The following is a 12,053-nucleotide window of genomic DNA, read 5'->3' on the forward strand; positions in this document are numbered from 1 at the left end:
CGGCTAACGGAGCGGCAGCCAGGCGGGCTTGGTGTCCGTGTGCAGCTCGCGCTGGACCGGGCCGTCGTACTCGGGCTCCAGCGTGCCGAGCGTGATGGCGATGCGGTCCGGCGCCTGCGTGCTGCGCCAGAACAGCGTCGAGCCGCAGACCTTGCAAAAGCCGCGCCGGCCGTGCGAGGACGAGGCGTATTCGGTGATCAGGTCGGCGCCGCGCTCGACCACGTAGCCGGCGGCGGCCACGTTCGCATACGAACCGGCGGCGGCGCCGTGCTGCTTCTGGCACATGGTGCAGTAACAATGGCTGGCGTGGCTGACCGGCAGGTCCGCCCGGTATGCCACGCCTCCGCACAGGCAACTGCCGTGCAACCGGCCGGTTTCATTCATGCTGTTCGCTCCGTCATCGTGGCGCCAGCCGCCATGATGCCCACGGCGCGCACGCCGCGTCAATCCCGTTTTGACACGTCCGCCCTGCCCGGCCCGTTCGGCTTGGCCTGTGCAGCCTCGGCCACGGGTTCGCGGGGGCGGCGCCGCCGCTCGGGGAACAGGAAGCCCACCCGCTCACCCACCGCCGAACAGGCGGCGATCAACTTGAGCGCGGCCATCGGCTCGGTGAACGCCACCGAAGACGCGGCGGCCAGCGTCTTTTCCGTGGTCGGCAATTCGGTGGTGAACAGTCCTTCGATGACCAGGAAGCGCACGGCGCGGATCTGCAGTTCGCGCGCGATGGTTTCCTGGCTGGCGCTTTGGGCGAGCACGTTACCGCCGGCGCTGAGCGTCATCATGACCACACCGAGTTCCCGCGAAAACGCGACTTCTGCGTTTTGCATTCCACTTCCTTCCAAAAAAAGACCGCCTCGGTGAGAGGCGGTAAGGGTAGAGACCACAGGACGAGGCCTTCAGAAATGGATATTGCCACTTAGAAATTACGAGCGTATGACATGCCCCCGCATTGGGGCAGGAATTTGGATCAGCCGCCGGCACAGGGCAGATGAACGGTGAAGGCGGCGCCGCCGGCCGGCAGGTTGGCGGCCTCGATGCGGCCACCGTGGCCCTGGACGATGGTCTGCGTCAGCGACAGTCCGAGGCCGACGCCGGCCGCCGCGCCGGAGCGCGCCGATGCGCCGCGGTAGAATCGCTCGAACAGGTGCGGCAGCTCATCGATGCCGATGCCGGGGCCGCTGTCGGACACGCACAGGCAGGCCTCTTCGCCATCACGCCAGACGCGCACTTCGACCGCGCCGCCGGCCGGCGTGAACTTGACGGCGTTTTCCAGCAGGTTGACCACGATGAGCGTGGCCGCGCCTTCGCCGATGGCGGCAAGCACCGGCGTGCTGGCCGCCTGCAGCGTCAGGCGCACCTGGCGCTGCAGGGCCGTTGCCTGCGCCCGGCCGATGGCGGCGGCGGCGATCTCGCCCAGCGAGGTGGAGGCCGAGGCGTCGCGGTCCTGGCCGGCGTCGTAGCGAGCCAGCGCCAGCAGCTCTTCCACCAGCAGCGTCAGGCGCTCGACCTCCTCCATGCAGGAGCGCAGCGTGTCCACATATTCGGCGGCGTCGCGCGGGCGGCGCAGCGTGATTTCGATCTCGGCCCGCAGCCGCGACAGCGGCGAGCGCAATTCATGCGAGGCGTCCGAGGTGAAGCGGCGCTGGATCTGGAAGCTCTGGTCGATGCGGTCGAGCATGTCGTTGAGGGTGTCGACCAGGTGGCCGATCTCGTCGCGCGTGCCCGGGTGGATCAGGCGCTGGTCCAGGTTGCCCTCGCCGATGCGCTGCGCCTGGCCGACGATGTCGTCGATCGAACGGAACACCCAGCGCGTGATGGAGGCGCTGGCCACGGTCAGCGCCACCAGCAGCGCCAGCGCCAAGGCCAGGAACATCACGCTGGCCGAGGCCACCACGTGGCGCACGTCGTCCAGCGAGCCGGCCACCTGCACCGTGTAGCGCAAGGGCGTAGGTGGCCCAACCCGCACCGGCAGCGAGACGATGCGCACCGGCTCCTCGGCGAAATGGTCGAGCGTTTCAAACACGGTGTCGCCGGCGGCCATGCGCGCCATCAGCACGGCCGGTGCCGGCAGGCTGGCCGCGCCCAGGTTGGCGCTGCGCGCCAGCACCCGGCCTTGCGCGTCGACGATCTGCACCCAGCGGTCCAGCCGCGCCAGCGATGGCGGCGCGGCGCCCTTGGCGGCGTCGTGCACCTGCACCGGCTGGTCCGGCGCGGCGCGCAGCATGGCGGCCTCGGTTTCGGCCAGCGCCAGCAAGGCGCCGTCCAGCTGTTCGTTGACCGCGCCCGACAAGCTCAAATAGCCGGACATGGCGGCCACCGCCAGCACCGAGACGATGACGGCGGTCTGCACCAGCGCCAGCCGGCGGCGGAAGCTAAGCCTGGTCATCGGCCACCTCCGCCAGCCGGAAGCCCTGGCCGCGCACCGTGTGGATCAGGCGCGGCAGGCCTTCGGGGTCGATCTTGCGGCGCAGGTTGCGCATGTGCGAGTCCATCAGGTTGTCGAGCGCGATCAGGTCGGCGGTCCAGATGCGCTCGGCCAGTTGCTGCCGGCTGACCACGTGGCCGGCCTGGCGCATCAGCAGTTCGACGATGGCGTATTCCTTGGGCGTCAGGTCCAGCGCCTGCCCGCCGCGCTTGACGGCGTGGCTTTGCGGGTCCAGCGTCAGGTCGGCCACGGTCAGCAAGGCCGGGCGCGCCAGCGTCGAGCGGCGCAGCAGTGCGCGGATGCGGGCCAGCAGTTCGTCGAAGGCGAAGGGCTTGGTCAGGTAATCGTCGGCGCCGGTGTTGAGGCCGGCCACGCGGTCGCCCAGGCCGTCGCGCGCGGTCAGCATCAGGATGGGCGTGAGCAGGCCGCGCTCGCGCAGCTCGCCGCATAGCGTGATGCCGTCCTTGGCCGGCAGCATCCAGTCCAGCACGATGAGGTCGTAATCGCCGGCCAGCGCGGCCGGTTCGCCCTCCTCCGCGCTGTGCACGGCGTCGACGGCGAAGTCCTCTTCCTCCAGGCCGCGCTTGAGCAGGCGGGCGGCCTTCTGGTCGTCTTCGATCAGCAATATCTTGGTCATGCGGCATTTTACCGCCGGCCGCAGGGCACTGGATGTTTCCTGAAGGAAGATTCAGGATCGTCCGGCGCGCATCTCGGTACACTGCGGCCATTCCTCTTACCCATGGACGACAGCGGCGCAATGGCGCGCCGGGGACTCCTTTCGCCTTCAGGAAACGCCATGATCAAATTCGACCCACGCCGGCAAGTGCTGGCCCTCCCCCTGTTGTGCGCGGCCATCGCCGGCTGCGGCCATGCGCCCGAGACCGATTCCGCTCCGCCCGCCGCCTTGGTGCGCAAGGGCGCGTCCATCGCGGTGCCGGCCGGCTCGCCGCTGCGCCAGTCGCTGCAGGTGGCCAGCGCCGCCGAGCAGAACGTGGCGCGCGTCATCCCGGTGCCGGGCGTGGTGGAGGCCGACTCGGCCCATCTGGTGCGCGTGGTGCCGCCGGTGGCCGGGCGCATCGAGCAACTGCTCAAGCATCTGGGCGACACGGTCAAGGCCGGCGATGCGCTGTTCACCATGGACTCGGCCGACGTGGCCGCCGCCCACAGCGACGCGACCAAGGCGCAGGCCGGCCTGACGCTGGCGCGCCGCAACCTGGAGCGCCAGAAGGAGCTGCGCGCGGCCGACATCTCGGCGCACAAGGATCTGGAACAAGCCGAGAGCGAGTACGCGCAAGCCCTCAGCGAAAGCGAGCGCAGCAAGGCACGCCTGGCGCAGCTGGGCGGCACCCTGACCGGCGGCAACGGCCGCGTGTACACGCTGCGCTCGCCGCTGTCCGGCCATGTGATCGAACTCAATGGCGGCCAGGGCGGCTTCTGGAACGACACCAACGCGCCGGTGATGGTGGTGGCCGACCTGTCGACCGTGTGGCTGACCGCCAGCGTGCAGGAGAAGGATCTGGCCGCCGTGTTCGCCGGCCAGACCGCCGACATCGAACTGAACGCCTACCCCGGCCAGCACATCGTCGGCAAGGTCGGCTACGTGGGCGAGGTGCTGGACCCGGACACCCGCACCGTCAAGGTGCGCGTGGCGGTCGACAACAAGGACGGCCGCCTGAAGCCTGGCATGTTCGCGCAAGTAACCTTCAGCGCCGCGCCGCATCAGGGCGTGGTGGTGCCGGCGTCGGCGCTGGTGCAGAGCGGTACGCACACCCAGGTCTACGTCGAGACGGCCGCCTGGACCTTCGAGGCGCGCACCGTCGCCACCGGCGTGCACAACGGCGAGCTGGTGGAGATTGTCTCCGGCCTGAAAGCCGGCACCCGCATCGTCGCCAAGGAAGGAGTGCTACTAAATGATTGATCGCCTGGTTGCCATCAGTTTCCAGCGGCGCGGCATCGCCTGGCTGGTGTTCGTGCTGGTCGCGCTGTACGGCGTGTTCTGCTGGCAGCAGCTGCCGCTGGAAGCCTATCCCGATATCGCCGACACCAGTTCACAGGTGGTCACGCAGGTGCCCGGCCTCGCGGCGGAGGAAGTCGAATCGCAGATCACCATTCCGCTGGAACGCGAGATCATGGGCACGCCCGGCATGCATGTGATGCGCTCGAAGAGCACCTTCGGCCTGTCGCTGATCACCGTGGTGTTCCGCGACGGTGTCGAGGATTACTGGTCGCGCCAGCGTTTGCAGGAACGCATCGCCAGCGTGACCCTGCCCTACGGCGCCCAACCGGGGCTCGATCCGCTGACCTCGCCCATCGGCGAGATTTACCGCTACACGCTGGAATCGAAGACGCGCTCGCTGCGCGAACTGTCCGAGCTGCAGTTCTGGACCGTGATCCCGCGCCTCAAGCAAGTGGCCGGCATCGCCGACGTCGGCAATTTCGGCGGGCTGACCACGCAGTTCCTGCTGGAGTTCGATCCGGCCAAGCTGAGCAAGTACAACCTGTCGCTCAAGCAGGTCACCGACGCCGTCAACGCCAACAACGCCAGTGCCGGCGGCAGCATTCTCAATCGCGGCCAGCAGGGCTTCGTGGTGCGCGGCGTCGGCCTGATCCACAACCTGGACGACCTGGGCAATGTAGTGGTCACGCAGAAGAATGGCGTGCCGGTGCTGGTCAAGGACCTGGGCGAGGTGCGGCTGGGCAGCAAGGAGCGTCATGGCATCCTGGGCAAGAACAACAATCCGGACGCGGTCGAGGGTATCGTGCTGCTGCTCAAGGGCGAGAACCCGTCGCTGGTGCTCAAGGATGTACATGCGGCCGTGCAGGACCTGAACGATCATGTACTGCCCAAGGACGTGAAGATCGTGCCCTACCTGGACCGCACCGGGCTGGTGGACGCCACGCTACACACCATCGGCAAGACGCTGGTCGAGGGCATGCTGCTGGTGACGGTGGTGCTGGTGCTGTTCCTGGGCAGCCCGCGCGCGGCGGCCATCGTCGCGGTGACGATTCCGATGGCGCTGCTGACGGCGTTCATCTTCATGCATCACTTCCATATTCCGGCCAACCTGCTGTCGCTGGGGGCGATCGACTTTGGCATCGTGGTCGACGGCGCCATCGTGGTGATGGAAAACATCCTGCGCAAGTATGAGGAGAACCACGGCGCCGCGCTGCGCGCCCGCGATGTGATGAAGGCCACGCTGCAGGTGACCAAGCCTATCTTCTTCGGCATGATCGTCATCATCACCGCCTACCTGCCGCTGTTCACCTTCCAGCGCATCGAGTACAAGCTGTTCTCGCCGATGGCGTTCGCGATCGGCTTCGCGTTGCTGGGCGCGCTGGTGGTGTCGCTGACCTTGATACCGGGGCTGGCCTACCAGGCGTACCGCAAGCCGCGCAAGGTGTTCAACAATCCGGTGCTGGTCAAGGCCAAGCAGTTGTACGAGCCGTTTCTGGCGGCCGTGGTGGGCCAGTCGCGCGTGACGCTGGCGGCGTTCGCGCTGGCCTTCGCCGCCGTGTGCGCGCTGGGCGGCACCATCGGCCGCGACTTCCTGCCGTATCTGGACGAGGGCTCGATCTGGCTGCAGGTGACGCTGCCGCCGGGAATCTCGCTGGAGAAGGCGGCCGAGATGTCGGACAGCCTGCGCAGCGCTGCGCTGGAGTTCCCGGAGGTGGCCACCATCGTCACCCAGCTGGGCCGCAACGACGAGGGCACCGATCCGTGGACGCCGTCGCACATCGAGGTCAGCGTGACCTTGCATCCGTACGACACGTGGAAGTCCGGCCTGAGCAAGCAGGAGCTGATCGTCAAGATGGGCCAGCGCTTCGCCAGGCTGCCAGGCACGCGGGTGGGCTTCACGCAGCCGATGATCGACGGTGTGCTCGACAAGCTGGCCGGCGCGCACAGCGACCTGGTGGTGAAAATCTACGGCAACGACTTCAAGGAGACGCGCCGCATCGCGGCCGACGTCGAGCGCACGCTGGCCGCCGTGCCGGGCGCGGAGAGCGTGATCATCGACCAGGAACCGCCGCTGCCGCAGGTACGCATCGAGGTGGACCGGGCCGCCGCCGCGCGCTACGGCATCAACGCCGCCGACGTGGCCGACCTGATCGGCACGGGCATTGGCGGCAAGCCGGTGTCGCAGGTGTTCATCGACGACCGGCAGTACGACATCGGCGTGCGCTTCACCGATGCGTCGCGCAGCAATCCCGACACCATCGGCGATTTGCTGCTGACCTCGGCCACGGGGGCGCGCATCCCGCTGGCGCAGGTGGCGACGATACGGCTGGACGACGGCGAGAGCACCATCACGCGCGAGATGGGCAAGCGTCACCTGACGGTGCGGCTGGACCTGCGCGGGCGCGATTTGGCGTCCTTCCTGGACGACGCCAAGGCGCAGATCGAGGCCAAGGTGCGCTACGACCACGGCCGCGTGCAGCTGGCCTGGGGCGGGCAGTTCGAGAACCAGCAGCGGGCGCAGGCGCGTCTGGCGCTGATCATGCCGATGGTGGTGGCGCTGATGTTCGTGCTGCTGTTCGCGCAGTTCAAGAATTTGCGGCAGCCGGCCATGATCCTGGCGGCGGTGCCGCTGGGCGCGTTGGGCGGGCTGGTGGCGCTGCATCTGCGCGGCATGACGCTCAATGTGTCGAGCGCGGTCGGCTTCATCGCCCTGTTCGGGGTGGCGGTGATGGACGGCATTTTGATGGTGTCCAACCTGAACCAGCTGCGCGCCGAGGGCGGGCTGACGCTGAAGGACGCCGTGCTGCAAGGCGCCTACAGCCGCTTCCGCCCGGTGCTGATGACGGCCAGCGTGGCCGCGCTGGGCCTGCTGCCGGCCGCGCTGGCGCACGGCCTGGGCAGCGACGTGCAGCGGCCGCTGGCGACCGTCGTGGTCGGCGGGCTGGTCACGGCCACCGGGCTGACCTTGGTATGGCTGCCGGCGCTGTACTACCTGGTCGAACGCTATTTCGAGAACAAACCCAAGCAGGCCGAGGACGGCCTGGTGCAAGCGGAGCAAATCCATGACATTTAAACTCAACCCCTTGTGCGCGCTGCTGGCGCTGTGCGTCGCCCTGCCCGCTGCCGGCCAGGTGACGTTGCGCGAGTACGCGACGGCTGCGGCCCAGAACAGCCTGGATTTGCAGGTGCAGCGCGAGAATGTGAGCAGCGCACAGGCCGGCGTGTCGGTGGCCGGCGTGCGGCCCGATCCGGTGCTCACGGCCGGCATCGATTCCAGGGAATTGAATGCGGCGAACAAGCCGAACGCGCCGACCGCCACCACCATAGGCGTGGCGGTGACCATCGAGACAGCCGGCAAGCGCGGCCAGCGCATCCGCGCGGCGCAGGCGGCGGTCAAGGTCGGCGAGGCGACGCTGGATGGCGGCCGCCGCCAGCTGTATGCCGATGCGGTGGCGGCCTACACGGAATCGTGCCGCGCGCGTCAGGCGCTGGTGCGGCAGGAGGCGACGCTGCGGGCGCTGGACGATATCGTCAAGGCCAACACCGTGCGGCGCAAGGTCGGCGATATCGGCGGACTGGAGTTGTCGCAGTCGCAGGTGGAGCGCGACCGGTTCGAGGCGGATGTGGTGTCGGCGCGGGCGCAGGTGCTGGCGGCGGCCGAGTCGCTGTCGATTCCGTTGGGTCGGCGCTACAGCGAGGTGTTCGGCAGCGCGGAGCTGGCTTGCGATACGCCCGCCGTCAACGGGCTGGATGATGTGGAGCAGCTGGTGCGGCAAGCGCAGGACGGACGCGACGACATCCGCATCGCGCGCGCAGCGCTGGATGCGGCGCGTGCCTCGGCCGATCTGGCGCAGGCCAATCGCTGGGTCGATCCGGTGGTCAACGTCAGCTTGAAGAACACGCCGTCGGTGCATGCGCTGACCGACGCGGGCGGCACGGTGACCAATTCGCCGACGCAGCGTTCGCTGAGCCTGGGGTTGACGGTGTCGGTGCCGATTCCGCTGTCGCGCACGCAGCGTGGCGAGGTCTTGCAGGCGCAATCGGCGGTCACGCAGGCCACGCTGGCGCTGCGCTCGGCCGAGCTGAAGGCGCAGATCGACGTGCGGCGCCTGTACGCGCAGTACCGCGCGGCGCAGGCCAACGAGCAGCGCTATCGGGACTCGGTGTTGACGCAGTCGGACAAGGTCGTGGAAGGCATGCGCCTGTCGTATAAAAAAGGCGCGGCCTCGCTGCTGGAACTGCTGACCGCGCAACGCTCCGCCGACGAAGTCTACCAGGCCTATCTGCAAGCAAAGGCCGACCTGGCCACCGCCACCGTGCAATTGCAACTAGCCGCCGGCGCCAACTAAAAACATTGGGGTCAAGTCTGGCATTCGGACACGAGCTCTACCAAACCACTGGGGTCAAGTCTGACATTCGGACACGGGCTCTGCCGTAGACGTGCGTCTACGGCAGAGCCCGTGTCCGAATGTCAGACTTGACCCCAATTTAATTTGGTGGCTTGAACATTGTGCGGAATGCTTGCAGGGCGGCGGGCTGGTAGATCGTTGCGTGGGTTTCGGCGGGCAGCGGCTGGTAGTGCCAGCGCAAGCCTTGCGGCGCGCGGGTGGTCAACAGCGTCGACAATTGCGCGCTGCCCTTGTCCATGCCAGCTGTGCCGCTGCTGGCGAAATACAAGGTCTGCGGTTTGGCCGCGCGCTGTTCCAGCAGAGACGGCGCTTCGGTCAGCAGCTTGCCGTCGTTCCACCACAGGCTGGGGTCGATCGCGATGTAGTGATCGAACAGCTGCGGTTCGCGCAGGAAGGTTTCAACCACGAACAGGCCGGCCAGCGATTCGCCGATCAAGGCGGTCTCACCCGTGGTGCGGTAACGCTGCTTCACCGCCGGCATCAGCTCTTCGCGGATGAAGCGCCGGAACTGCGCGGCGCCGCCTACCACCGGGGCGATCTTCTTGTCTTCGGCGTTGTCGGTCGGGCCGGTCATGTCGCAGCGGCGCTGGGTGTTCTCGATGCCGACCAGCATGAACGGGCGCATGGTGCCGTTGTCGACCGATACCTGCAACAGCCCGGCGATGTGCAGGAAGTCTTCGCGCAGGCCGCCGTCCGGCATGTACAGCACGGGCAGCGGCGCGTCGGCCGGCAAGGCGTAGCCGCGCGACATGTAGACGTTGATGTGCCGCGTCTCGCCCAGCACCTTCGATTCGATGTTGAAGCTTTCGCCGATCACCAGCGGTGTGGCGGCCGACACCACAGGCGCGGCGTGCACCTGGCCGCCGAGGCAGGCGCCCAGCAGCGCCGCCGTCAGCCACGCGCCTGCATGAAACTTGTTGAACATAACGATATGCTTCATTTCCGCCCTTCACGTTGTTGTCGAGTGAGCGGGAGTCTGGCGCAAGCGGGCGCAGCGGTCAAGGCATGACGGCGGCTCAGGCGTCCACCAATTGCACCACCACCTTGCCCTTGGCGCGGCCTTTTTCCAGATAGGCCAGGCCGTCCTTGGCTTGCGTGAACGGGAACACCTTGTCGATCACCGGACGAATGCGCCCGGCCTCGATGAGCTGCGTGATCTCGCCGAGCTGCTTGCCGTCCGGGCGCATGAACAGGAACGAGTAGGTGGCGCGGTGCCTGGCGGTCAGGCGGATGATCTTGCGGCTCAACAGGCCGAACACGAACCGCATCAGGAAGTTCATGCCGCGCGCGCGGGCGAAGGCGGCGTCCGGCGGACCAATCAACGAGACCACCGCGCTGGCCGGCTTCAGGATGCCGATGGCCTTCTCCAGCCCGTCGCCGCGCGTCGTGCCCAGCACGGCATCGTAGCCTTTCAGCACTTGCCCGGCTTCCTGCTTCGTGTAGTCGACCACTTCGTCCGCACCCAGGCCGCGCACCAGTTCGACATTGCCGCCGCTGGTGGTCGTACCCACCGTGGCGCCGATCTGCTTGGCCAGCTGGATCGCGAACGTGCCGATGCCGCCGGAGCCCGCCGGAATGAACACTTTCTGTCCGGGCCGCAGCCGCAGCCTTTCCTTGAGCGCCTGCCATGACGTCAGCCCCACCATCGGGACCGACGCGGCCTGCACGAAGCTGAGGTTGGCCGGCTTCAGCGCGGCGGCATGTTCGGGGACGGCGGCATATTCGGCCAGCGTGCCGATGCCCAGGTCGAACACGCTGGCGTAAACCTCGTCCCCCACCTTGAACCGCTGCACGCGGCTGCCCGCCTCCACCACGATGCCCGCCACGTCGCTGCCCAGCGTGGCCGGCAGCTGGAATTTCAGGATGGGCTTGAAATCGCCCTTGGGGATCATGTAGTCGATGGGATTGAGGCCGGCCGCGTGGACCTGCACCAGGATTTCGTCCGGCTTGATCGCGGGACGGGGAATGTCGGCGAATTCGACCACGCCGGGCTTGCCATACTGCTTGAGGATGAGTGCTTTCATGATTGCCTTCTTGTCGTTGTGGTCTTATGCCAGCCGCAGGTCCTTGCGCATGCCCGCGTCCATCACGCCGGCCGGCGCGAAGGTGCGCAGCAGGCGCAGGCGTCCAGCCAGTGTACCGGAGGTGTAACGCAGTTTCGGCGCGCGGGCCAGCGCCGCTTTCAATACCGTCGCCGCCACCACGTCCGGCCCTTCCGCGGTCGCCATGACTTCGTTCACGCGCTGCGTCACGGCGGTACGCACGTCGCTGTAGGCGTCGAGCTTGGCGTCCGGCGGCAGCATGTTGGCGTCGAACGGGGTGCTGGTGTAGGCGGGCTCGATGACGACGGCGCGGATGCCCCAGTTGCGCAGCTCGTGGTCCAGCGATTCGGTGTAGCCTTCGACCGCGTGCTTGGTGGCGGCGTACAGCGCGCCGTACGGCATCGGCAGGAAGCCCAGCACCGAGCCGATGTTGACGATGCGCCCGGCGCGCTGCGCCCGCATGTGCGGCAGCACGGCGCGCGTCATGCGCACCAGGCCGAAGAAGTTGGTGTCGAAGATGGCCTTGGCCTGCTCGATCGAGCTTTCCTCTGCGCCGGCCGGCGCCACGCCAACCCCGGCGTTGTTGACCAGCAGGTCGATGCGCCCTTCGCGCCCGATGACCTGGGCGACGGCGGCCTGCACCGAGGCGTCACTGGTGACGTCCAGCGCCAGCATCTCGTAGCCCTGCCGCGCCGACTGCGCGCCACGGCGGCTGGTGCCGTACACCTTGAAACCGGCCTCGACCAGCCGCTTCGCCGTGGCGGCCCCTATGCCGGACGAGGCGCCGGTGACCAATGCGATCTTGCTGCTCATGGTGTTTCCCTTCAAGTGAATATGATGATCATCATATTTTAATGCAAAAAAAAGCCGCCTACTGCTTCAGCCGGCCTTCGGGGTGAGTTGGTTCAGGGTGGCTGCGCACAGCGCCGCCGACAGCTTGGGATCGTCCACCGCGCGCGCCACCATGGTGGTGCCGATCAGCGAGCACACCAGCGCCATCGCCCGCTCGTGCGCCTGTGGCTGGCCCCAGTCCGGCATCTGGCGGGCGAACAGGTCGATCATTTCCTTGATGTGGATGGTCGCGGCGCGCCGCACCTCCGGCGCCTGGCGCGGCATTTCCGAACCCAGCGCGGAGACCGGGCAGCCGGTCTCGATGGCGCCGATGTGCTGCGGCGACAGGTAGGCCTGCATCATGGCCTGCAGCGCCTGCCCCGGCGGCG

General features: G+C 67.7%; 11 protein-coding genes. 3 read left to right on the top strand and 8 right to left on the bottom strand.

Annotated features, from left to right (window positions below):
* Positions 1–3 precede the first annotated feature (3 nt).
* From GTP90_RS22410 to GTP90_RS22425, 4 genes are all read right to left on the bottom strand, one after another.
* A complete protein-coding gene (locus GTP90_RS22410; RefSeq protein ID WP_161085619.1) occupies positions 4–384 on the bottom strand; it encodes a GFA family protein in 381 nt (126 codons plus the stop codon).
* 59 nt (positions 385–443) lie between these two features.
* The gene (locus tag GTP90_RS22415) at positions 444–827 is read right to left on the bottom strand and encodes a hypothetical protein (protein ID WP_161085620.1); all 384 of its coding nucleotides are present in this window, start codon (positions 825–827) and stop codon (positions 444–446) included.
* A 140-nt stretch (positions 828–967) separates the two neighbouring features.
* Positions 968–2,386 (bottom strand): ATP-binding protein, encoded by a 1,419-nt coding sequence (locus GTP90_RS22420; RefSeq protein WP_161085621.1) that lies wholly within the window; start codon positions 2,384–2,386, stop codon positions 968–970.
* Positions 2,373–3,062 carry a response regulator transcription factor gene (locus GTP90_RS22425; protein ID WP_161085622.1) on the bottom strand — a complete coding sequence of 230 codons (690 nt, stop codon included), beginning with the start codon at positions 3,060–3,062 and terminating at the stop codon, positions 2,373–2,375. Before GTP90_RS22425 ends, GTP90_RS22420 begins: the two co-directional genes overlap by 14 nt.
* Before the next feature lie 159 nt (positions 3,063–3,221).
* Between GTP90_RS22425 and GTP90_RS22430 the strand changes: the two genes are divergently transcribed.
* Genes GTP90_RS22430 through GTP90_RS22440 form a run of 3 tightly spaced genes read left to right on the top strand, consistent with a single transcriptional unit; the run spans position 3,222 to position 8,731 of the window.
* Complete coding sequence (locus tag GTP90_RS22430; RefSeq protein WP_161085623.1) at positions 3,222–4,343, top strand: efflux RND transporter periplasmic adaptor subunit; 1,122 nt, start codon at positions 3,222–3,224, stop codon at positions 4,341–4,343.
* On the top strand, positions 4,336–7,455 hold the full coding sequence (locus tag GTP90_RS22435; protein WP_161085624.1) for an efflux RND transporter permease subunit: 3,120 nt from the start codon (positions 4,336–4,338) through the stop codon (positions 7,453–7,455). Before GTP90_RS22430 ends, GTP90_RS22435 begins: the two co-directional genes overlap by 8 nt.
* Positions 7,445–8,731 (top strand): TolC family protein, encoded by a 1,287-nt coding sequence (locus GTP90_RS22440; protein WP_161085625.1) that lies wholly within the window; start codon positions 7,445–7,447, stop codon positions 8,729–8,731. Before GTP90_RS22435 ends, GTP90_RS22440 begins: the two co-directional genes overlap by 11 nt.
* Before the next feature lie 139 nt (positions 8,732–8,870).
* On the opposite strand, the gene GTP90_RS22445 is transcribed toward GTP90_RS22440, so the two are convergent.
* From GTP90_RS22445 to GTP90_RS22460, 4 genes are all read right to left on the bottom strand, one after another.
* Complete coding sequence (locus GTP90_RS22445; protein ID WP_161085626.1) at positions 8,871–9,731, bottom strand: alpha/beta hydrolase; 861 nt, start codon at positions 9,729–9,731, stop codon at positions 8,871–8,873.
* A gap of 76 nt (positions 9,732–9,807) precedes the next feature.
* Complete coding sequence (locus GTP90_RS22450; protein ID WP_161085627.1) at positions 9,808–10,815, bottom strand: NADP-dependent oxidoreductase; 1,008 nt, start codon at positions 10,813–10,815, stop codon at positions 9,808–9,810.
* A 24-nt stretch (positions 10,816–10,839) separates the two neighbouring features.
* On the bottom strand, positions 10,840–11,646 hold the full coding sequence (locus GTP90_RS22455) for an oxidoreductase (RefSeq protein WP_161085628.1): 807 nt from the start codon (positions 11,644–11,646) through the stop codon (positions 10,840–10,842).
* Between the two features lie 66 nt (positions 11,647–11,712).
* Positions 11,713–12,053: LmrA/YxaF family transcription factor (locus tag GTP90_RS22460; protein ID WP_371875110.1), on the bottom strand; the 341-nt coding region annotated here is incomplete at its 5' end.

Origin of the sequence: Duganella vulcania (assembly GCF_009857655.1) — a bacterium.
Classification (GTDB): Bacteria; Pseudomonadota; Gammaproteobacteria; order Burkholderiales; family Burkholderiaceae_D; genus Rugamonas; species Rugamonas vulcania.